This is a genomic window from Streptomyces sp. URMC 129 (assembly GCF_051386415.1).
In the GTDB taxonomy this organism is placed as follows: Bacteria; Actinomycetota; Actinomycetes; order Streptomycetales; family Streptomycetaceae; genus Streptomyces.
The window spans coordinates 1-20,509 of record NZ_JBPQTQ010000083.1 but is presented as its reverse complement, the minus strand read 5'-3'; the positions used below and the strand labels follow the sequence as shown (position 1 = coordinate 20,509).

The following is a 20,509-nucleotide window of genomic DNA, read 5'->3' as shown; positions in this document are numbered from 1 at the left end:
CGTCCTTCCCGGTCCGTGCGGCCGGTCGCCGCACGGGGACCACGCTGCCACGGCGCGGGCCCGTCCCGTGAGCGACCGGCGCGTGGGCACGGCGGTGCGAGGGGGCGCACGGGAGCGCGGGGCCCCGGCCCCGCCGCCGTCAGCCGCCCGTCAGCGGCCGTCGGCCGGGCGGGTGAACCAGCGGGAGATCTCGCGGGATGCCGTGCCCGGGTCGGGCGGTTCGGGACTGGCCCAGGCGACGTACCCGTCCGGCCGTACCAGCAGGCTCATGACGCCCTCCGGCGCCGACGCCGTCGTGGACGTCCCGGAGGCGGTGCGCACCGGCAGGCCGCCGAGGTCCAGGTGGGTGTAGGCGTCCCGGCCGGTGAGGTCGAGCAGGGCGAGGCGCTGGCCGCGCAGCAGCTCGGCGACGCGGGTCCGGCCGCCGTCGGTCGTGCGGAGTTCGAGGTCGGGCACCCGGTGGCCGGTCAGGGGGTGGCTGCCCGCCGGCGCCGGATACGGCACGGTCAGGCCGTTGAGGTCCTCGGCCAGGCGCCGCTGGACCTCCGGGACGGGCATCACCTCGCGCTCGAACCAGCGCCTGAACTCCACGCCCTCCGGGCTGAAGTCGAACTGCACCGCGACTTGCCGCCGGACGCTCGCCAGCAGTTCCGCGGTGACGGGGCGCCGTTCCGTCTCGTAGGTGTCGAGCAGACCGGGCACGGCGCGGCCCCGCACCGTGGCGGCCAGTTTCCAGCCGAGGTTGAAGGCGTCCTGGACGCAGAACTGCATGCCGGTGCCGCTGGCCGGATACGCGATGCGCGTGGCCTCCCCGAGCAGCACGGTCCGGCCCCGCCGCCACCGCGCGGCCATCCGGTGCGCGTCGGTGTACCGGCCCGCCCAGGTCAGCTCGTGGACGGGCAGGTCGCGGCCGAGGATGTCGCGCAGGCAGCGGCGGACCTCCTCGGGAGTGATCGGCGCGGTGCGCGCGGCACGACGCCGGTCGGCGTGGACGAGGGTGACCCGGGTGGTGCGCGGCCCGAGGGGCAGCAGCAGCGCCCAGCCGCGCTCGTTGTCGGCCATGTGCGGGCCGTCGCCGTAGGGGGAGGCGAACGGGAGGTCGGCGGCCATGCCGGTGAACGTCTCGTCCCGGCCCTCCCAGGCGATGCCGACCTGGGCGCGGACCGTGGAACGCGCGCCGTCGGCGCCGACCAGGTAACCGGCCGTCAGGGCACCGGTGGCGCCCTCCGCGGTGCGGTAGGAGACGCGGACGCCGTCGGCGCCCTGCTCGATCCGGTCGGCCGTCGTGCCGTGCCTGACCTCGGCGCCCTGCTCCCCGGCCCACTCCAGCAGCAGCCGCTCGGTGGTCCCCTGCGGCAGATACAGGCCGCCGAAGCGGGAGTCCAGGTGGCTCCAGCGCACCGGCCGCATCCCGCCCCAGATGTGCGCGGGCGCCTCGTCCCCGCCGTGCAGTTCCCGGTGCGCCGCGGTGAACCGCTCGGCGACGCCCCGCGCGTCCAGCAGCTCCAGGACGCGCGGCAGCACGGTCCCGGCCCGGGACGAGTGCACGGTCGCCGGCCGGCGCTCCAGCACGACGACCGACACCCCGGCCAGGGCCAGCTCGGCGGCCACGGCGAGCCCGGAGGGACCGCCTCCGATGACGACGACCTCGGCGTCCATGCGCGTCTCCCCCGGCAGTGTGGCGTTGCGGTGTGGCACCGGCAGGCTACGCCCTCACCGCGCCCGGGACGGAGAGGGCCCGCGCCGGGGATTCCGCCGGCGTCCGGACGCCCGGGGCGGCGGGCGGCCCCGGCCCGGGTGCCCGGTGTGGGTTGCGTGAACTCCCGCCCCGCGGCGGGCAGTCGAGGTCCCGAAACGCAGCGTGGCCCTCCCGTCACGGTGTAGCTTCGGGTCACACCAGCAGCCCCCACGGTGAGGGAGCGGACGGAGTGCGGCCGAACGGGACGGCGGAGGACGTGGACGGCGACGCGGCGGAGGAACTCCTCGACGGGCGGTTCCGCGTGGAGCCGTGGGGATCCGCCCAGCCCGGCAGGGGCGAGGTGCTCTTCGCCCACGACGAGGAGCTGGGGCGGCACGTCGTGCTGAAGCGGAGCGACCCGGGCGAGGCCCGGGCCTACGCGAAGGTCGCGCACCGGCACGTCGTCACCGTCTACAACGTCCTGACCGTCCCGCACGGCGAACGGGCCGGTACCTGGCTGGTGATGGAGCACGCGCCGAACGGCAGCCTGGCCGGGGTGACGATGACCCCGGTGGAGGCGGCCCGGGTGGGCGCGCGGATCGCCGGGGCACTGGCCACGCTGCACCGGGCCGGCCTGGTGCACTGCGACGTGAAGCCCGCCAACATCGTCGTCGACCGCGACGGCGTCCCCAAACTGACCGACTTCGACGCCGCGCACCGGCTCGGCGGCGTCGAGACCATCTCGCCCGAGCGCCCGATCTCCTACACCCGTGACTACGCCGCCCCGGAGCTGATCGGCGGCAACCCGGTCCCGGCCTCGGACGTGTTCTGCCTCGGCGCCACTCTCTACGCCCTGGTGACCGGCGTCCCACCGCGCCCCTGGGCGCACGGCGAGCCGGACGGCCCCGACTCGGGCGACCGGCGGATCGCGGCCGTCCGGGCCCGGCGCGGCAGCGTGGAGATGGCCGCGGACGTCGGCCCGCTGCGCGACACGCTGGCGGCGATGCTCGCCGCCGATCCGGACCGGCGGCCCACCGCCGCCGAGGCGCGGGCGCTGCTGCGCCGCGTCGCGCACCCGTCCCCCCGGCGGCGGGCGCTGACCGCCGCCGTCCGCCGGTGGCGTCCCGTCACGGCGGCGGCCGGTGCCGTGGCGCTGGGCGCCGCCGCCGTCGTCTGGTGGCCGGGGCAGGACCCCGCGCCGCGCTCGGTCATCGGCGACGAGCGCACCGCCGACCCATGCGCCCTGCTCGATCCGGGCACGCTCGCCCGGTTCGGGGACGTGGAACTGGACCGGGCGTACGGCAACTTCGACCGCTGCGACGCCATCGTGGACCCGGCGGGCGAGCCGCCCGTGGACGTCGAAGTGCTGTTCGACCAGGGCCCGTTCGGGGAGGGCGACGAACCCGGGGAGTTCGAGGGGGAGATCGGCATCGTGGCGCTGGACGAGGACGCCGACAGCTGCGAGCGGGGGCTGACGCTTCCCGAGGAGACCGACGACACCATCGTCGTGATCACGGTCGACTACGCGAACGAGGACGGCGCGACGGGCCTGTGCGAGATGGCCGACACGGCCGCCCGGAGCGCCGCCGCCGCGCTGGAGGAGACGCGGGCGGCCGGGGAGGAGATCCCCCGGCGGTCGTTCCCGGAGAACTCCCTGGCCCGCCTGGACGCCTGCACCCTGCTGGACGCCGACGCGCTGGCCGCCGTCATCCCCGGCGTCGACGTCACGGAGCCCGAGCCCGGGTTCGCCCACTGGAAGTGCGCGTGGTCGAGCACCAGCGACCCGCTCCGGGCGGTGGTGCGCTTCGACCAGAACGACGCGCTGAGCGGCGACGACGGCCGGCCCACCCTGATCGGCGGGCGCGACGCCTTCGTCACCCCGCTCGGCGACGGGGACGGCTCGTGCACGGTCCGGGTGGAACACCGCTCCTTCACCGGACGGCGCGGTACGGACAAGACGGAGATGCTGCGCGTGGCCGTCATCACGGAGGACCCGGGGCACGCGTCGGGCGAAGAGCTGTGCGAGACGGCCCTCACCCTCGCCACCTCGGCCACCGCGGCCCTCCCCCCGCCCTGACGGCCGGTCGGCGCCCCGCCGTCAGTACGCGGAGAGGGCCACGGGGCGCTCACTCCTCGGTGAACGCGGTGTACTCGTCGGCGGTCAGCAGGTCGGGCTCGCCCGCCGTGTCGTCCACGCGCACCTTGAACAGCCAGCCGGCCGCGAACGGCGCGGAGTTCACCAGGGCGGGGTCGTCCACCACGTTCTGGTTGACCTCGGTGATCTCGCCCGACACCGGCGCGTACAGGTCGCTGACGGACTTGGTGGACTCCAGCTCGCCGCACGGCTCGCCGCCCGTCACCGTGGCGCCGACCGCGGGGAGGTCGACGTAGACGACGTCGCCGAGGGCGTTGGCGGCGTAGGCGGTGATGCCGACCGTCGCCACGCCGTTCTCGGCGGGCGACAGCCACTCGTGCTCCTTGCTGTAGCGCAGGTTCCCGGGGTTGCTCATGGTGCTTCTCCTGGTCGGTGGCGATGGCGGTGGGGCGTCACGTCACGCCCTCACTTCTGGCGCTGGTAGAAGGGCAGGGCCACGACGTCGAACGGTTCGTGGCTGCCCCGGATGTCGACGGCCACACCCCCGGTGCCCGGCGCGGCGTGCGCCGGGTCGACGTAGGCCATGGCGATGGGCCTGCCCAGGGTCGGGGAGGGGGCACCCGAGGTGACCCGGCCGATGACGGCGCCGCCGGCGTCCACCACCGCGTACCCGGCGCGCGCGACGCGGCGTCCGCGTGCGACGAGGCCGACGAGCGCGCGCGGCGGAGCGCTCGCGGCGCGTTCGGCGGCGGCTGCCAGCCGTTCGCGCCCGACGAAGTCGCCCGGCTTGTCGAAGCGCACGACGCGCCCGAGTCCGGCGTCGAACGGGGTGGTGGCGGTGGTGAGTTCGTGCCCGTACAGCGGCATGCCCGCCTCCAGGCGCAGCGTGTCGCGGCAGGCCAGGCCGCACGGCACCAGCCCCTCGGGCCGCCCGGCCTCGGTGAGCGCCCGCCACAGCGGCTCGGCGTCCCCGGGCGCGCAGAACAGCTCGAAGCCGTCCTCGCCGGTGTACCCGGTGCGGGCGATGAGGGCGCGGCGGCCGGCGACGGTGCCGGGCAGGCCCGCGTAGTACCGCAGCCCCGCCAGGTCGGCGTCGGTCAGGCGGCCGAGGACGGTGGGGGACTCGGGGCCCTGGACGGCGATCAGGGCGTACGCGTCGCGGTCGTCGCGCACGGCCGCGCGGAATCCGGCGGCCCGGCCGGTCAGGGCGTCCAGCACGGTCCCGGCGTTGGCGGCGTTGGCGACGACGAGGTACTCGTCCTCGGCGAGCCGGTAGACGATCAGGTCGTCCAGGATCCCGCCGGCCGCGTCGCAGATCATCGTGTAGCGGGCGCGGCCCACGGGCAGCGCGGAGAGCAGGCCGACCAGCGCGTGGTCGAGGAACGCGCCCGCCTCCGGGCCGGTGACGGCGATCTCGCCCATGTGGGAGAGGTCGAAGAGCCCTGCGGAGGTCCGCACCGCCTGGTGCTCGGCCCGCTCGCTGCCGTAGCGCAGCGGCATGGACCAGCCGGCGAAGTCGGTCAGCGTCGCGCCGAGCGCGCGGTGCACCGCGTCGAGGGCGGTGGGGCGGGGGGTGCGGGCGGTGTCGTCCGTCATGGCTGGCTCCAGGATGGCGGAAGGGGGACAGGGGCGGGGCGTCCCCTCCCCATCTGTCATCGGCACCTGAGAGGTTCGCCGCGACCCTGCCGGGCGGCGCGGCTTGCACCGTGGGTGGGGCCCGTACCGCGTCGCCGGGGCCCGGCGGCGGACGGCCCGCTTTCCAGATTCGCCTTCCGCGCGCGGTATCGGGGCCTGAGAGATTCAAGGGAGGACTTGCTCCTTCGGCGCCCCGGCGGACCGGGGACTCTCCCGCGCATGGTCGAGCGGCCAGTATGTGATTGTCCTGATGTCCTGCTCGCACATCATCGCATGAACGGTCGCAGGGGTGCCGCCGGGTCATCCGGCCGGGCGGACTCAGCCGTTAGGGTGGTGACGGACGGACAGGACCGGGGAGACAAGGGGTCGACGGGGATGAGCGTGCCCAGGCCGGGGGCCGGCTACGGCGGCGGCTGGCCGAGCAACGAGCTGGAGGAGGCCCTCGCCACCGCGCTCGGCGCGCGGGACGCGGGACCCCGGCTGCTCCAGGTGCTCTCCCGCAGCTCCGTGTGGATCCCGCTGCCGGAGGGCGGCGGCCCGGAGAGCAGGTCGCTGGACCTGCCCACCATCGACCTGGGCGGTGGCGTCTATGTGCCGGTGTTCAGCTCCGCCGAGCAGCTCCACCTGGGCGGCGCCTCGCATCTGTCGTTCGCCGTCGCGCCCGCCTGGGAGTTCGCCCGCGGGCTGCCGCCGCAGGTCGGCATCGCCGTCAATCCCGGTGGCACGGTCGGCATTCCGGTGCCGCCCTCGGCCGTCGCCGAGCTGTGCCGCGCCACGCCGGGCGAGCGCACCCCGGGCGTGCCGTCCGGCGCGCGGATGCGGCTGTTCCAGCCGGACTGGCAGGAGGAGCCGGTCGACTTCCTGAGCTCCGCCTCGGCGGAGCTGTCCGCGCTGTGGTTCGTGCGGACCGCGCGCCGCGGGCTGGCCAGCGCGGAGGGCGGCCCGCCGTCCCTCTTCATCGGCGTGGAGCTGGAGGACCTGGACGAGAAGTCCCGCACCGCCGTCAACGACGCGCTCGGCCGCGCCCTGGCCGCGCGGCCCGTCGTCTGGCCGGTGCAGCTGGTTCTGCTGGATGCCGCCGATGACCCTGTGGTGGACTGGTTGCGGGAGTGCGTGCCCCCCTTCTACGCCCGGAACGCGTGAGCGCCCGGTACCCGTCCGCGTGGTCCCTGGCTTCCGGAGCCGCGGTGCCGGGCATGTGAGGGGTGGCTGACGGGCACAGGTGCATCCGAGGTGCGAGGAGGTCCGCCCCCTGTGAGTGCGGGACGAAGCGTCGAGGAGCTGCTGCCCCTGATCACGCCCGACCGGCTGGACACCTACGAGGAGCTGCTCGCCGCCCTGGCCCGGAGCGAGGTCTGGATGCTGCTGTGGCACGGCGGCCCGGGAGAGCCGGAGGCGCGGTACGGCAGTGTGGAGGTCGCGGGCCACGGCTACGCGCCGGGTGTCACCTCCGAGCGGGAGCTGGTGGCCAGCGGCTGGACGCGGCGGCACGAGGTCGTCAGCGGCCGGGACATCGCCGCCGCCCTCTACCCCGAGCACTGGGGCCTGTGGCTCAACCCGCACACGCCGGGCGGCGGGCTCGGCATCCCGTGGCTGGACCTGCGCCGGATCGCGGGCGGCCTCGACCGGCTGCCCGCCGGGCCCTTGCGGATCACCGAACCCAGCGTCCGGGCGGACGCGTTCTACGAGCGGCTCGTCGCGCTCGCCCGGCGCACGCCCGTGCTGCGCAGCCTGCGGCGGGCCTGGGTGCGGCCGGCGCTCGGCCCGGCGTACCTGGTGATCGGGCTGGACGTGGACGACCCGGGGGAGCGGACCGCGGCGGCGGTGCGGTGGATGATGAGCCAGGCCATCGAGGCCGTGCCCGCCGGGCTGCCGGTCGGCACGGTGGCCATGGCCGACGCCTACGACCCGGTGGCGATGTGGCTGCGCGCCAACGCCCGCCCGTTCTACGACCGCGACACTCCCGGCCCGCCCGCCCAGGACCCGGGCGGGCTGCGCCAGCACGGGTACGGCTACCCGCGCCCGTACTGAACCGCTGGTTTCGCGTGCCCACCGGGGGTTACCCGTCACGGTGCCGCCCCGGGCCCACGGAGGTAACCTGGCGCTCAGACTTCGCAAAAATGGACGAAAGCTCCGAAAGGGGACGCTGTATGTACGCCATCAAGAGCACGCTGCCGGACGCCACCCTCAAGATCGTCGGGGAGGCGCTCCAGGGCGCGCTGGTGGATCTCATCGATCTGTCACTGGTCGCCAAGCAGACCCACTGGAACATCATCGGTCCCCGCTTCCGCTCCGTTCACCTCCAGCTCGACGAGGTCGTCGAGACCGCCCGGAACCAGTCCGACACGGTCGCGGAGCGCGCCGCCGCGCTCGGCCTCTCGCCGGACGGCCGCGCCTCGACGGTGGCCGCGACCACGGGCATCGCGAAGGTCGCGGACGGCTGGCAGCAGGACACGCAGGCGATCCGCACCATGGTGGACGCCCTCGGCGCGGTGATCGTCCGGATGCGCGAACGGCTCGACGACGTCGGCCCGGTGGACACGGTCACGGAGGACGTCTTCATCCAGCTCACGAAGGAGCTGGAGAAGCACCACTGGATGTTCCAGGCGGAGAACGGCAGCGCCTGACGACCTGCGGGGGAGTCACGGCTTCCGCCGGACCCCGGCCCTGGGGCCCGTCCTCGAAGAGCCGCCCTGCCCGCGGTGTCCGGCACGCGCGCTCGCCGCGGTGCCGAATCGCCCGCGTACTCCCCCGGACTTTCGTCCGGGGGACCCCCATGCGTACGAGGACGATCCGGCGCCCTGCGCTCGCGCGCACCGCGGGGCTCCCTCCCGGGCCCCCCGCCTGGCGGAGCCGTGGGCGGCCGGACGCCCCCTGCGAAGACGGACCCTCGCCCGCCGCACGGGACGCGAGGGCCGGGGTCCTCCGCGCCCCGGGCCCGTCCCGCTCCGGGGTGCGCGCCGGCGCGCCGGGGCGCATGCTGGGCGCATGGCCAGAGCGCGCGTCGTCGTCTACCCGCCCACGGCGGGCGGGGGCCGGCGCGTGCGCGTCGGGGAGGAGATCCTCGGGCGGGCGCGCTCGGTCGGGGAACTGCTGGAATTCCTCCGCCGGGCCGGGCTCGACCCGGACGAGGTGGACCTGCGCGACCCCGCCCTGATCGAGTGGCGCGGCGGCGGCCCCGGCGTGTGGGAGTGACGGCTGGAGCACCGGTGCTGTCGCGGGACTCCTGCGGGGCGGAGCCGTCGGTTACGTTGAGGGCCATGTCAGCAGCACGGGAACGCCTCCTCGCGACCGCTTCGGAGATCTTCTACGCCGAGGGCATCCGCGCCGTCGGCGTCGATCGCCTCATCGCCACCTCCGGGGTCACCAAGGCGACGTTCTACCGGCACTTCCCCTCCAAGGAAGACCTCGTCCTCGCGTATCTGCGCGGCTGGGACGAGGCCGTCCGCGCCCAGGTGGAGGCCGCCGAGACCGCCCTGTCCGGACCGCGGAAGGTGGTGGACGCGCTGATCCAGGGGCTGGCCGACGAGGTGTGCGGCCCCGGGTTCCGCGGCTGCCCCTTCCTCAACGCCGCCGCCGAGTACCCGGACCCGCGCCACCCCGTCCGCCGCCTGGTCGCCGAGCACCGCGCCTGGTTCCGCGGCGCGGTCGCCGCCCTGCTGCGCGGCTGCGGCCACCCCCGCCCCGACGCCGCCGCGGCCTCGCTCGTCATGCTGCGCGACGGCGCGATGGTCGGCGGCCATCTGGACGGCGAGGAGACGCGGGAGACCCTGGTGCGCGCGGCGCGGGACGCGGTGGGCGGCTGACTCAACCCTTGTTGAACGGAAACGCCCGGACGCCGGAGGTTCAACGACCGTCACGCCCGGTGGCGCGTTAACCCCCTTGTGTGACGGAACAGGCGCTCGTACAGCTGGTATGACCGTCTGCTCGCCATCATCCCGTTCGGGGGATCTTTCATGGCCACACCACTCACCGCCGACAAGCTGCTCGACGCCCTGCGGGACGAGGGTGTCGACGTCGTCGAGTACAAGTCCTGGAGCACCAACAACCGCGACAGCGCGGGCCCCTGGGGGCCCGTCAACGGCGTGATGCTGCACCACACCGTCACCTCGGGGACGGAGTCCACCGTCGAGCTCTGCTACCGGGGCCGGGCCGACCTGCCCGGCCCGCTGTGCCACGGCGTCATCGCCAAGGACGGCACCCTGCACCTTGTGGGCCACGGCCGGGCCAACCACGCCGGCCCCGGCGACGGCGACGTCCTCGCCGCCGTCGGCGCCGAGTCGGCGCTGCCCGCCGCCAACGCGTCGGACACCGACGGCAACACCCACTTCTACGGCTGGGAGTGCGTCAACCTCGGCGACGGCGAGGACCCCTGGCCCGCCGAGCAGGTCGAGGCCGTCGTCCGCGCCTGCGCCGCGCTCTGCCGGGCGCACGGCTGGGGCAAGTCCGGCGACACCTCGGTCATCGGCCACCTGGAGTGGCAGCCGGGCAAGGTCGACCCGCGCGGCCCCGGGCTCTCGCTGGGCGAGGTCCGCGAGCGCGTCAGGGACCGGCTCGGCCACGGCGCCGACTGGAACCCCGGCACGGACTGACCGGTCCGCGCCCCGGCGCGCCCGGCCCGTCGGCACGCCCCGGGCGCGCCGCCCCGGGGGCTGGCCGGGCGTGCCGGTGAGGGCTACGGTGACCGCCATGCGGTACGAAGCACGGCACAGCGAGACGCGTGGCTGGTACGTGGTCTCCGACGAGGGGCATCTCGCCCATGTGCCCGACCCCGACACGCACCAGGTGCGCGCGGCGGTCTTCGAGCGCGAGGAGGACGCCCAGCGCTGCGCCCTGGAGCTGACCCGGCTCGGGACGCTCAGCTGACCGACCCGGCGGCCCGGCGGACCAGCGCGATGTAGTGGTCCCAGTCCCAGTGCGGCCCGGGGCAGATCCGCACCACGTCCGGCACCTCGTTGTGCCCGACGATGTGCTCCCGGTCGACCGGGATGCCGTACCGCTCGCAGATGCCCGCCACCAGCTCCGCCGACGCCTCGTACAGCGCGTCCGTCAGATACGACGGGTCGTCCGCCCACCCCTCGTGCTCGATGCCGACGCTCCGCTCGTTGAAGCCCTGGTGCCCCGCGTGGAACGCGACGTCCAGCTCCCGCGCGAGCTGCGCTATGTGCCCGTCGGAGGACCGCACCACGTAGTGCGTGCACGCGCCGTGCCCCGGGTCCTGGAAGACCCGCAGCGTGATCGGGTACGTCGCCTCCGGCATGTGGATCACGACGCGGTCGATCGGGTAGTCCCGCGGCCGGTTCGCCCGCCGGTAGTTCGCCGTGGAGGCCGGGATCCACTCCGCGCCCGGGTGGTCCACCTCGCCGTCCACGCGCGGCGCCTCGGTCCCCGAGTGCCGCCACCACAGCCGGGAGAGCGTGTCCCGCGCGGCGAACGCGCCCACGCCCGCCACCCCCGCCGCGCCGCCCGCGAGCAGGGCCCGGCGGCCCGGCCGTCCCGTGCCCGGTGTGGTGGATCGCTCGCCCATGGTCCCTCGCGTCCCCGTTCCCGTCCCCGTTCCCGTCCCCGTTCCCGTCCCCTGCGCGCACACCGTCGCCGCGCCCGCGCCCCGTCAACGCCCGCGCCCCGCGGCCGGTTCCGGACCGGCTCGTAGAATCGGCCTCACCATGCCGTACCTCGACCACGCCGCGACCACACCGATGCTCCCCGAGGCCGTCGCGGCGATGACCGCCCACCTGACCGCCACCGGCAACGCCTCGGCGCTGCACGGCTCCGGGCGGCGGGCCAGACGCGCCGTGGAGGAGGGACGCGAGACGCTGGCCGCGGCCCTGGGCGCGCGGCCCAGCGAGGTGGTCTTCACGGCCGGCGGCACCGAGGCGGACAACCTGGCCGTCAAGGGCCTGTACTGGGCACGCCGGGACGCCGACCCGCGCCGGACCCGGCTGCTGGCCAGCCCGGTCGAGCACCACGCGGTGCTGGACGCCGTGCGGTGGCTGGCCGACCACGAGGGCGCCCGCGTCGAGTGGCTGCCCGTCGACGGACACGGCCGGGTGCACCCCGAGGCGCTGCGCGAGGCCATCGCCCGGGACCCCGGGGACGTCGCCCTGGCCACCGTGATGTGGGCGAACAACGAGATCGGCACCGTCCAGCCGGTCGCCGGGCTGGCCGCCGCCGCCCGCGAGCACGGCATCCCGCTGCACGCCGACGCCGTGCAGGCCGTCGGCCAGCTCGACGTCGACTTCGCCGCCTCCGGGCTGGCCGCCGTCACCGTCTCCGGCCACAAGATCGGCGGCCCCTACGGCATCGGCGCCCTGCTGCTCGGCCGCGACTGGGCCCCGACCCCGGTGCTGCACGGCGGCGGCCAGGAGCGCGACATCCGCTCCGGCACGCTCGACGTGCCCGCCATCGCGGGCTTCGCCGTCGCCGCCGAGCGGGCCGCCGCCCGCCGCGCGGACTTCGCCCGCGAGATCGGCGCGCTGCGCGACGAGCTGATCGCGGCCGTCACCGACGCGGTGCCCGACGCGGTGCTCGGCGGCGACCCCGACCCGGCCGGACGGCTGCCCGGCAACGCGCACTTCGCGTTCCCCGGCTGCGAGGGCGACTCGCTGCTGCTGCTGCTCGACGCGCAGGGCATCGAGTGCTCCACCGGATCGGCCTGCACCGCGGGCGTGGCGCAGCCCAGCCATGTGCTGCTGGCGGCCGGCGCCGACCCCGATCTGGCGCGCGGCACGCTCCGGTTCAGCCTCGGCCACACCTCCACCAAGGAGGACGTGGCCGCCGTGGCGGAGGCGATCGGCCCGGCCGTCGAGCGGGCCAGGACGGCGGGGCTCACCTGACGCGGCCCGTACTCTGGGAGGGTGAGGACTGACACCCATACCGGCCGCCGCCTGCGCGTGCTGGCCGCGATGTCCGGCGGCGTGGACTCCGCCGTCGCCGCCGCGCGTGCCGCCGAGGCCGGGCACGAGGTGACCGGCGTCCATCTCGCGCTCTCGGCCAACCCGGCCTCGTTCCGCACCGGCGCCCGCGGCTGCTGCACCGTCGAGGACTCCCGCGACGCGCGCCGCGCCGCCGACGTCATCGGCATCCCGTTCTACGTGTGGGACCTGGCCGAGCGGTTCCGGCAGGACGTGGTGGAGGACTTCATCGAGGAGTACCGCGCCGGGCGCACGCCCAACCCCTGCCTGCGGTGCAACGAGAAGATCAAGTTCGCCGCGCTGCTCGACAAGGCGCTGGCGCTGGGCTTCGACGCCGTCTGCACCGGCCACTACGCGACCGTCGTGCACACCGCCGACGGGCGCCGGGAGCTGCACCGGGCCGCCGACCTCGCCAAGGACCAGAGCTATGTGCTCGGCGTGCTGGACGACCGGCAGCTCGCGCACGCCATGTTCCCGCTGGGCGACACCCGCTCCACCAAGGAGGAGATCCGCGCCGAGGCCGAGCGGCGTGGGCTGGCGGTGGCGCGGAAGCCGGACAGCCACGACATCTGCTTCATCGCGGACGGCGACACCCAGGGCTTCCTGGCCCGCCACCTCGGCTCGGCCGAGGGCGCCATCCTGGACGAGGAGGGCCGCCGGATCGGCACCCACGCCGGCGCGCACGGCTTCACCATCGGCCAGCGCCGCGGCCTGCGCATCGGGCACCCGGCCCCGGACGGCAAGCCCCGGTACGTGCTGGACATCTCGCCGGTCGACAACACGGTGACGGTCGGCCCCGCCGAGGCGCTGGACATCGTGGCCCTGACCGCCATCCGGCCGCGCTGGTGCGGCGCGCCCCCGGCCGGGCCCGGCGCGTACACCGCGCAGCTGCGGGCGCACGGCGGCGAGACCGCGGTGACGGCCGAGGCCGTGGGGGACGAGCTGCGGGTGCGGTTCGCGGAGCCGGTGCGCGGGGTGGCGCCGGGGCAGGCGATCGTGCTGTACGACGGGACCCGGGTGGTCGGCTCGGCCACGATCGCGGCGACCGAGCGGCCGGTCGGCGCCGTCGGCTGACGGCCGGGCGCCGTCGCCGCCCGTGGTTCAGGCGATGTCGCGGCGGCGGTTGGCCAGCACCGGGATCGTCCGCCGGGCGTGGTCCGTCTCGGCCGGGTCCACGTCCACGACCAGCAGGCCCGGTTCGGCGCCGAGCCGGGCGCGGACCTCCCCGTAGGGGGAGACCGCCATGCTGTGGCCGATGCCGGTCGGGGCGGTCGTCGCGGGCGGCTCGCCGACCGTGGCCGGGTCCGCCTGCCCGGCCGCGACCACCCAGCTCGTGCTGTCCAGCGCCCGGGCGCGCACCAGCACCTCCCACTGCTCGCGCTTGCCGGGGCCCGCGCCCCACGAGGCGGGCACCAGGATGACCCGCGCGCCGTCCTCGGCCAGGCGCGTGAACAGGCCGGGGAAGCGCACGTCGTAGCAGGTCGCGAAGCCCAGCGTCACGCCGTCGAGGTCCGCGGTGACGGCCCGTTCGCCGGGCGCGACGGTGGCCGACTCCGCGAAGCCGTAGGCGTCGTACAGGTGCAGCTTGTCGTAGTGGGTGTCCACGCCCCGGCCCGTGATCAGCAGCGTGTTCCGCACCCGCCCGTCGTCCGCCGGGGTGAACATCCCGGCCACCACCAGCACCCCGGCGCTGTCCGCGAGGGCGCGTACCCGCGTCGCCCACGGCCCGTCCAGCGGCTCCGCCACCGGCCCGAGCGGGATGCCGAAGCGGGCCATCGCGGCCTCGGGGAAGACGACGGCGTCGGCGCCCCCGGCCGCCGCCCGCGTCACCTGCTCGGCGATGACCGCCAGGTTGTCGGCGGGGGACACCCCGGACACCAGTTGGCTCGCTGCGATCCGCACGGGCTGTTCTCCTTCGCTTCTCGGCCGTAGTCCACCATGGTCGTATGGCGACACATGTGATCACGGGGGCGGGATCGGGAATCGGCGCGGCGGTCGCGCGGCGGCTGGCGGAGCGCGGCGACGAGCTGTGGCTGTGGGCGCGCGACGCGGGGCGCGCGAAGGAGCTCGCGGGGCGTTTCCCCGGCGCGCGGACGCTGGTGGGGGATCTGGCCGAGCCGGAGCGCCTGTCGTGGGCGCTCGGCCACCAGTCGCCGCCCGACCGGATCGACTCCCTGCTGCATGTCGCCGGGGTCGTCGACCTCGGCGCGATCGGCGACCTGACGCCGAGGATCTGGCAGGCGACCCTCGCGGCCAACCTGGTGGCCCCGGCCGAGCTGACGCGGCTGCTGCTGCCCCAGCTGCGGGCGGCCCGCGGGCACGTCGTCTTCGTCAACTCCGGCGCGGGCCTGCGCGCCAACCCGCAGTGGGGCGCGTACGCCGCGAGCAAGCACGGGCTGAAGGCCCTGGCCGACGCGCTGCGCGGCGAGGAGGCGGGCCACGGGGTGCGCGTCACCAGCGTCTACCCGGGCCGCACCGCGACGCCGATGCAGGAGAAGGTGCACCGGCAGGAGGGCAGGGAGTACGACGCGGACCGCTGGCTGACGGCCGACGCGGTGGCCACCACCGTCCTGACCGCCCTCGACCTGCCGCGCGGCTCGGAGATCACCGACCTCAGCGTGCGCCCGGCCGGGTGAGCGGACGGCGGCGGGGGCGCGGTGACTTACGTTGTGACCGTGACCGACACGACGGACGTGACTGAGACGTGGAAATTTCCCTGGGGCCCGGCCGCCGCCACCGGGGTCGGATCGATGCCGGGCGAGGACGCCCGGGAGGCGGCCCGGGTCGCCACGGGCGAGCTGGAGGCGTTCCCGTTCCTGCCCGAGCTGCCCGCGCGGGGACCGGGCGCCGACATGACCGGGCGCACCGCCGGGCTGCTGGCCGAGCTGTACGCGCACGTCGAGCCCAGCGGCTGGCGGATCAGCGACCGGCCGGGCCGGGACACCCGGCGGGCGCGGGCCTGGCTGCGGGAGGACCTGGACGCGCTGGAGGAGTTCACGCAGGGGTTCACGGGCGCCCTGAAGGTGTCCGCGGTCGGCCCGTGGAGCCTGGCCGCGGCGCTGGAGCGGCGCAACGGCGAGGCGATGCTGGGCGACGCCGGCGCCTGCCGGGACCTGGCGGACTCGCTGGCCGAGGGGCTGCGCGGCCATCTCGCCGAGGTGCGGCGCCGGGTGCCGGGCGCCCGCGTCGTCCTCCAGCTCGACGAGCCCTCGCTGCCCGCCGTGCTGGCCGGCCGGGTGCCCACCGCCAGCGGGTACCGCGCCCACCGCGCCGTGGACCGGGCGGTGGCCGAGGAGACGCTGCGCCGGCTGGTCGCGGTGGCCGGGGACGACCCGGTGGTGGTGCACTGCTGCGCGCCGGGGGTGCCGTTCGGGCTGCTGCGCCGGGCCGGGGCGAGGGCGGTCTCGGTGGACGCCGCGCTGCTCACCGAGCGTGACGACGAGGTGATCGGGGAAGCGGTGGAGGGCGGTGTCGCGCTCTTCGCGGGCGTGGTCCCGGGCACCGGTGCCGCGGCGGGGGCGTTGTCGGACCCGGCCGGTACTGTCGGGGGAGTCAGGTCGCTCTGGCGCAGGCTGGGGCTGTCCCCGGAGTCTCTCGCGGAGTCCGTGGCGGTCACTCCCGCGTGCGGGCTCGCGGGCGCCTCCCCGGCGTACGCGCGGGCCGCGCTGCGCCATTGCGTCCGGGCGGCGAGATCCCTCGCCAACGACCCTGAGTGATGACGGGAGACGAGACAGTGGCCGGCGAACCGTCTGTCGAGCAGCAGTCAGCAGTGCCCGCCGAGGCGCGGGAGCGGCACGCGCGGCTCGCCGAGCAGGTCGAGGAGCACCGCTTCCGGTACTACGTGAAGACGCCCGTCATCGACGACGCCGCGTTCGACGCGCTGCTGCGCGAGCTGACGGCGCTGGAGGAGGAGCACCCGGAGCTGCGCACGCCGGACTCGCCGACGCAGAAGGTCGCGGGCGCGTACGAGACGGAGTTCACCGCGGTCGAGCACCGGGAGCGGATGCTCTCCCTGGACAACGCGTTCGCCGACGAGGAGCTGGCCGCCTGGGCGGACCGGATCGCCGAGGAGCTGCGCGGCATCCCGTACCACTTCCTGTGCGAGCTGAAGGTGGACGGCCTCGCGGTCAACCTGACGTATGAGCACGGCCGGCTGACCCGGGCGGCGACCCGCGGCGACGGGCGCACCGGCGAGGACATCACGCCCAACGTCCGCACCATCGAGGAGGTGCCGGACCGGCTGAGCGGGGACGACGTCCCGGCGCTGGTGGAGATCCGCGGCGAGGTGTTCTTCCCGATGGAGCGCTTCGAGGAGCTGAACGCCCGGCTGGTGGAGGCGGGCGAGAAGCCCTTCGCCAACCCGCGGAACGCGGCGGCGGGCTCGCTGCGGCAGAAGGACCCGAAGATCACCGCGAGCAGGCCGCTGCGGATGGTGGTGCACGGGATCGGCGCCCGCGAGGGGTTCACGATCGACCGGCTGTCGCAGGCGTACGACCTGCTCAAGGCGTGGGGCCTGCCGACGGCGCGGGCCGCGCGGGTGACCGGCTCCGTCGACGGCGTGCGGGAGTTCATCGCGTACTACGGGGAGCACCGGCACGCGGTGGAGCACGAGATCGACGGCGTCGTGGTGAAGCTGGACGAGATCCCGTTGCAGGGCCGCCTGGGCAGCACCTCGCGCGCGCCGCGCTGGGCCATCGCCTGGAAGTATCCGCCGGAGGAGGTCAACACCAGGCTGCTGGACATCCGGGTCGGCGTGGGCCGCACCGGCCGCGTCACGCCGTACGCGGTGGTCGAGCCGGTGACGGTGGCCGGCTCGGAGGTGGAGTTCGCCACGCTGCACAACCAGCAGGTGGTGCGGGCCAAGGGCGTGCTCATCGGGGACACGGTGGCGCTGCGGAAGGCCGGGGACGTGATCCCGGAGATCCTGGGCCCGGTGGCGGACCTGCGGGACGGCACCGAGCGGGAGTTCGTGATGCCGGCCGAGTGCCCCGAGTGCGGCACCGGGCTGATGCCCATGAAGGAGGGGGACATCGACCTGCGCTGCCCCAACGCCCGGTCGTGCCCGGCCCAGTTGAGGGAGCGCCTGTTCTATCTGGCGGGCCGCCGGTGCCTGGACATCGACCACTTCGGCTATGTCACGGCCACCGCGCTGACCCAGCCGCTGGAGCCGGCCGAGCCGCCGCTGCGGGACGAGGGCAGGCTGTTCGAGCTGACCGTCGAGGAACTGCTGCCGATCCGGGCCTATGTGCTGGACCAGGACACCGGCCTGCCCAAGCGGGACCCGGAGACGGGCGAGCCGAAGATCGCCTCCGTCTTCGCCACCAAGGAGGGCGCCCCGAAGAAGAACACGCTGGCCATGCTGGAGGCCGTCCGGGAGGCCAGGCGCCGGCCGCTGGCCCGGATCATCGCGGGCCTGTCGATCCGGCACGTCGGCCCGGTGGCGGCGGAGGCGCTGGCCCGCGAGTTCCGGTCGCTGGACCGGATCGCGGAGGCGAGCGAGGAGGAGCTGGCCGCCACCGAGGGGGTGGGCCCGACCATCGCCGCCTCGCTGAAGGACTGGTTCGCCGAGCCGTGGCACCGGGAGATCGTGGAGCGGTGGCGGGCGGCCGGGGTGCGGCTGGCGGAGGAGGAGCGGGCCGACGCCGGTCCGCGCCCGCTGGCGGGCGTCACGGCCGTGGTCACGGGCACGCTGCGGGACTTCACCCGGGATGGCGCGAAAGAGGCGTTGCAGAGCCGGGGGGCGAAGGTCACCGGCTCCGTCTCCAAGAAGACGGATTTCGTGATCGTCGGCGAGAGCCCCGGCTCCAAATACGACAAGGCCGTGCAGCTGAAGGTGCCGGTGCTGGACGAGGCGGGCTTCGCGGTCCTGCTGGAGCAGGGGCCGGACGCCGCCCGGGAGCTGGCTCTCGTTCCCGAGGAGGGGCCCGCTTCCTGACGCTCCGGCACCCGCCGCCCGGGGCGCCCCGGTCCAACGGCATATGCCAAAGAAATATGAAGATATGAAAGGCTGTCAGTGGCCGGGAAGGTTCCCTGCCGCACACGGCCCCCGGCGGCCTAGGGTGGGGTGGTGCGCCCGCCCCGGGCGCGGGCGAATCCAGCCGTGAGAGGGACCCCGCATGCAGTCAGCCCGCCAAGGGAGACCGACCACCCCGCGTGGTCCCGGCGGTCTGTACCGGTATCTCGGACCCGCCATCCTCGCCGGAGCCGGTATCGCGTTCCTCATCGGTGTGATCCGCGTCCTCGCCGAGGGACGCGCGCTCTTTCCCGGCGAGCGCGCGGGCTGGGGCTTCGCGCTCCTCACCGGTCTCGTCGTCGCGCACCTGGTCGCCGTGGGCCGCGACCGCTGGTGGGGCGGCAGCCCCTCGGGCGCCGCGCTCGCCCTGGCGATGCTGCTGCTCTACGGCTGGGTGCCGGCCGCGCTGGTCAGCCTCTCCGTGGTCACCCTGGTCGGTGCCGCCCGCCGCGACCGCTGGCCGGACGCGCTGCTGCACGGCGCCATCGACATGCTCGGCGTCGGCGCCGCGGCGCTCGCCCTGGCCGCCTGGGGCACCCGGCCCAGCGTCGAGCATCCCTGGGAGCCCGTCGACTGGCAGACCTCGACCCTGCCCCAGCTCCTCCTGGGCGCCTGCGCCTACCTGGCGATATCCCGCACCCTGCTGTGGCTGAGCACCACCCCGCCCGGCGGCCTCCCCTCGCTGGCCGGCACCGCCCTCCTCCGGCAGGGCCTGGTCGCGGTGGCGCTGCTGTGCATAGCCCCCCTCGTCGTCGTGGTCGCGGTCGACAAGCCCGTGGTGCTGCCGCTGTTCGCGGTGCCGCTGATAGCCCTCGACTCCTCGTTCTGGATGGCCCGCGCCCGCGACGAGGACCAGCTCCTCGATCCCCTCACCGGGCTGCGCAACCGGCAGTGGCTGCTGGAGCGGACCAGGACCGCGCTCAACGAGGCCGCCGTCACCGGCGACCGGGCCGCCCTCGTCCTCATCGACCTCGACAGCTTCCGCTCCGTCAACGACACCCTCGGCCACCTCACCGGCGACCGGCTCCTCCTCCAGATCGCCGACCGCATCCAGCGGGACCTGCCCCGCGACGCGGAGGTCGCCCGCCTCGGCGGCGACGAGTTCGCCGTCCTGCTGCCCCGCGTCGCCTCCGCCACCAGCGCCCAGCGCGCCGCCCGCGCCATCATCGGCTCCCTCGGCGCCCCGCTCGACCTCGACGGGCTGACGCTCGTCGTCGAGGCCAGCGCGGGCGTCGCCGTCTTCCCCGAGCACGCCCCCGAGGGCGAGGGCCTGCTCCGCCGCGCCGACGTCGCCATGTACGCCGCCAAGCGCGACCGCAGCGGCGTCGAGGTCTACGACGCCAGCCGCGACGGCAACACCCCCGACCGGCTCGCCCTCCTCGGCGACCTGCGCCGCGCCCTCGACGTGGGCCAGGTCGAGCTGCACTACCAGCCCAAGGTCGGCTTCGACGGCGTCGTCACCGGCCTGGAGGCCCTGGTCCGCTGGCACCACCCGGACCGCGGCCGGGTCCCCCCGGACGAGTTCATCGCCATCGCGGAGACCTCGGGACTGATGCCCCGCCTCACCGAGTACGTGCTGGAGACCGCGCTCGGCCAGGTCGCCCGCTGGCGCGCCGCCGGCCTCACCGTCCCCGTCGCGGTCAACGTGTCGCCCCGCGACGTCTACACCCCCGGCTTCGCCGGCGCCGTGGCGGCCCGGCTGGCCCGGCACGGAGTCCCCGCCGGCTCGCTCCAGCTGGAGATCACCGAGCACGTGATGCTGGAGGACCCGCAGCAGGCCGCCGACACCCTCGCCGGGCTCACCGGCCACGGCGTGAAGATGTCGCTGGACGACTTCGGCACCGGATACTCCTCGCTGGTCCACCTCCGCCGCCTCCCGGTCAGCGAGCTGAAGATCGACCGGTCCTTCGTGGCCCGCCTCGCCGTCGACAGCGAGGACGCCGAGATCGTCCGCTGCACGGTCGAACTCGCGCACTCCCTCGGCCTCGTGGTCGTGGCCGAGGGCGTCGAGGACGACGAGACCTGGGAGCGGCTGCGCGACCTGGGCTGCGACGCCGTGCAGGGCTGGCTGGTGGCCGCCGCCATGCCGGCCGCCGAGACCACCGCCTGGCTGCGCGCCCGCGACGGCGCCGCGCACCACCCCAGCACGGTCGCCATCACCGGCCCGCCCGCCC

General features: G+C 75.4%; 18 protein-coding genes, 1 pseudogene and 1 riboswitch. Of the genes and pseudogenes, 14 read left to right on the top strand and 5 right to left on the bottom strand.

The window, feature by feature from the left end:
• Positions 1-150: 150 nt before the first annotated feature.
• A complete protein-coding gene (locus ACSNOC_RS17915) occupies positions 151-1,659 on the bottom strand; it encodes an FAD-dependent oxidoreductase (RefSeq protein WP_436748479.1) in 1,509 nt (502 codons plus the stop codon).
• 269 nt (positions 1,660-1,928) lie between these two features.
• Here ACSNOC_RS17915 and ACSNOC_RS17910 point away from each other — a divergent pair, with 269 nt between their 5' ends.
• Positions 1,929-3,755: a protein kinase domain-containing protein gene (locus tag ACSNOC_RS17910; protein WP_436748478.1), complete on the top strand. Its 1,827-nt coding sequence runs from the start codon at positions 1,929-1,931 to the stop codon at positions 3,753-3,755.
• Between the two features lie 49 nt (positions 3,756-3,804).
• Here the strand turns inward: ACSNOC_RS17910 and gcvH are convergent, their stop codons facing one another.
• The gene (gene gcvH / locus ACSNOC_RS17905; protein ID WP_436748477.1) at positions 3,805-4,188 is read right to left on the bottom strand and encodes a glycine cleavage system protein GcvH; all 384 of its coding nucleotides are present in this window, start codon (positions 4,186-4,188) and stop codon (positions 3,805-3,807) included.
• 50 nt (positions 4,189-4,238) lie between these two features.
• Positions 4,239-5,369, bottom strand: a complete 1,131-nt coding sequence (gene gcvT, locus ACSNOC_RS17900) for a glycine cleavage system aminomethyltransferase GcvT (protein ID WP_436748476.1) — start codon at positions 5,367-5,369, stop codon at positions 4,239-4,241.
• A gap of 173 nt (positions 5,370-5,542) precedes the next feature.
• Positions 5,543-5,634, bottom strand: a riboswitch (glycine riboswitch).
• Positions 5,635-5,783: 149 nt separating this feature from the next.
• Between gcvT and ACSNOC_RS17895 the strand changes: the two genes are divergently transcribed.
• The 7 genes and pseudogenes from ACSNOC_RS17895 to ACSNOC_RS17865 all read left to right on the top strand — a co-directional run bounded on the left by ACSNOC_RS17895 (position 5,784) and on the right by ACSNOC_RS17865 (position 10,274).
• Positions 5,784-6,551 carry an enhanced serine sensitivity protein SseB gene (locus tag ACSNOC_RS17895; RefSeq protein WP_436748475.1) on the top strand — a complete coding sequence of 256 codons (768 nt, stop codon included), beginning with the start codon at positions 5,784-5,786 and terminating at the stop codon, positions 6,549-6,551.
• A 111-nt stretch (positions 6,552-6,662) separates the two neighbouring features.
• Positions 6,663-7,439 (top strand): enhanced serine sensitivity protein SseB C-terminal domain-containing protein, encoded by a 777-nt coding sequence (locus ACSNOC_RS17890; RefSeq protein ID WP_436748474.1) that lies wholly within the window; start codon positions 6,663-6,665, stop codon positions 7,437-7,439.
• A 119-nt stretch (positions 7,440-7,558) separates the two neighbouring features.
• Positions 7,559-8,035, top strand: a complete 477-nt coding sequence (locus ACSNOC_RS17885) for a Dps family protein (protein WP_436748473.1) — start codon at positions 7,559-7,561, stop codon at positions 8,033-8,035.
• 361 nt (positions 8,036-8,396) lie between these two features.
• Entirely contained in the window at positions 8,397-8,603 is a 207-nt protein-coding gene (locus ACSNOC_RS17880; RefSeq protein WP_436748472.1) for a hypothetical protein, read from the top strand.
• Between the two features lie 65 nt (positions 8,604-8,668).
• Entirely contained in the window at positions 8,669-9,214 is a 546-nt protein-coding gene (locus ACSNOC_RS17875; protein WP_436748471.1) for a TetR/AcrR family transcriptional regulator, read from the top strand.
• A 150-nt stretch (positions 9,215-9,364) separates the two neighbouring features.
• A pseudogene (locus tag ACSNOC_RS17870) lies at positions 9,365-9,979 on the top strand (peptidoglycan recognition protein family protein); the annotation flags it as partial.
• Between the two features lie 118 nt (positions 9,980-10,097).
• Positions 10,098-10,274: a hypothetical protein gene (locus ACSNOC_RS17865; RefSeq protein WP_436748470.1), complete on the top strand. Its 177-nt coding sequence runs from the start codon at positions 10,098-10,100 to the stop codon at positions 10,272-10,274.
• On the opposite strand, the gene ACSNOC_RS17860 is transcribed toward ACSNOC_RS17865, so the two are convergent.
• Positions 10,267-10,935, bottom strand: coding sequence for an N-acetylmuramoyl-L-alanine amidase (locus tag ACSNOC_RS17860; protein ID WP_436748469.1), 669 nt, complete (start codon positions 10,933-10,935; stop codon positions 10,267-10,269). The two genes, ACSNOC_RS17865 and ACSNOC_RS17860, sit on opposite strands and share 8 nt — an antisense overlap.
• A gap of 139 nt (positions 10,936-11,074) precedes the next feature.
• On the opposite strand from ACSNOC_RS17860, the gene ACSNOC_RS17855 reads away from it, so the two are divergent.
• Complete coding sequence (locus ACSNOC_RS17855; RefSeq protein ID WP_436748468.1) at positions 11,075-12,244, top strand: cysteine desulfurase family protein; 1,170 nt, start codon at positions 11,075-11,077, stop codon at positions 12,242-12,244.
• A gap of 21 nt (positions 12,245-12,265) precedes the next feature.
• The gene (mnmA, locus tag ACSNOC_RS17850) at positions 12,266-13,396 is read left to right on the top strand and encodes a tRNA 2-thiouridine(34) synthase MnmA (protein WP_436748467.1); all 1,131 of its coding nucleotides are present in this window, start codon (positions 12,266-12,268) and stop codon (positions 13,394-13,396) included.
• 27 nt (positions 13,397-13,423) lie between these two features.
• Here the strand turns inward: mnmA and ACSNOC_RS17845 are convergent, their stop codons facing one another.
• Positions 13,424-14,224 carry a carbon-nitrogen hydrolase family protein gene (locus ACSNOC_RS17845; protein ID WP_436748466.1) on the bottom strand — a complete coding sequence of 267 codons (801 nt, stop codon included), beginning with the start codon at positions 14,222-14,224 and terminating at the stop codon, positions 13,424-13,426.
• Between the two features lie 44 nt (positions 14,225-14,268).
• Between ACSNOC_RS17845 and ACSNOC_RS17840 the strand changes: the two genes are divergently transcribed.
• The 4 genes from ACSNOC_RS17840 to ACSNOC_RS17825 form a co-directional block, all read left to right on the top strand.
• Entirely contained in the window at positions 14,269-14,958 is a 690-nt protein-coding gene (locus tag ACSNOC_RS17840; RefSeq protein WP_436748465.1) for an SDR family oxidoreductase, read from the top strand.
• Positions 14,959-14,997: 39 nt separating this feature from the next.
• On the top strand, positions 14,998-16,038 hold the full coding sequence (locus ACSNOC_RS17835) for a methionine synthase (RefSeq protein ID WP_436748464.1): 1,041 nt from the start codon (positions 14,998-15,000) through the stop codon (positions 16,036-16,038).
• On the top strand, positions 16,038-18,257 hold the full coding sequence (ligA, locus tag ACSNOC_RS17830; RefSeq protein WP_436748463.1) for an NAD-dependent DNA ligase LigA: 2,220 nt from the start codon (positions 16,038-16,040) through the stop codon (positions 18,255-18,257). The genes ACSNOC_RS17835 and ligA overlap by 1 nt, the downstream gene beginning before the upstream one ends.
• A 181-nt stretch (positions 18,258-18,438) precedes the next feature.
• Positions 18,439-20,509 (top strand): putative bifunctional diguanylate cyclase/phosphodiesterase (locus ACSNOC_RS17825; protein ID WP_436748462.1); only part of this gene is annotated, 2,071 nt, incomplete at its 3' end.

Excerpts from the sequence above, each read along its gene's own strand:
- ACSNOC_RS17915 (WP_436748479.1), bottom strand. The coding sequence starts at position 1,659 with ATGGACGCCGAGGTCGTCGTCATCGGAGGCGGTCCCTCCGGGCTCGCC.
- gcvH (WP_436748477.1), bottom strand. The coding sequence starts at position 4,188 with ATGAGCAACCCCGGGAACCTGCGCTACAGCAAGGAGCACGAGTGGCTG.
- gcvT (WP_436748476.1), bottom strand. The coding sequence starts at position 5,369 with ATGACGGACGACACCGCCCGCACCCCCCGCCCCACCGCCCTCGACGCG.
- ACSNOC_RS17895 (WP_436748475.1), top strand. The coding sequence starts at position 5,784 with ATGAGCGTGCCCAGGCCGGGGGCCGGCTACGGCGGCGGCTGGCCGAGC.
- ACSNOC_RS17885 (WP_436748473.1), top strand. The coding sequence starts at position 7,559 with ATGTACGCCATCAAGAGCACGCTGCCGGACGCCACCCTCAAGATCGTC.
- ACSNOC_RS17880 (WP_436748472.1), top strand. The coding sequence starts at position 8,397 with ATGGCCAGAGCGCGCGTCGTCGTCTACCCGCCCACGGCGGGCGGGGGC.
- ACSNOC_RS17875 (WP_436748471.1), top strand. The coding sequence starts at position 8,669 with ATGTCAGCAGCACGGGAACGCCTCCTCGCGACCGCTTCGGAGATCTTC.
- ACSNOC_RS17865 (WP_436748470.1), top strand. The coding sequence starts at position 10,098 with ATGCGGTACGAAGCACGGCACAGCGAGACGCGTGGCTGGTACGTGGTC.
- ACSNOC_RS17860 (WP_436748469.1), bottom strand. The coding sequence starts at position 10,935 with ATGGGCGAGCGATCCACCACACCGGGCACGGGACGGCCGGGCCGCCGG.
- ACSNOC_RS17855 (WP_436748468.1), top strand. The coding sequence starts at position 11,075 with ATGCCGTACCTCGACCACGCCGCGACCACACCGATGCTCCCCGAGGCC.
- ACSNOC_RS17840 (WP_436748465.1), top strand. The coding sequence starts at position 14,269 with ATGGCGACACATGTGATCACGGGGGCGGGATCGGGAATCGGCGCGGCG.
- ligA (WP_436748463.1), top strand. The coding sequence starts at position 16,038 with ATGACGGGAGACGAGACAGTGGCCGGCGAACCGTCTGTCGAGCAGCAG.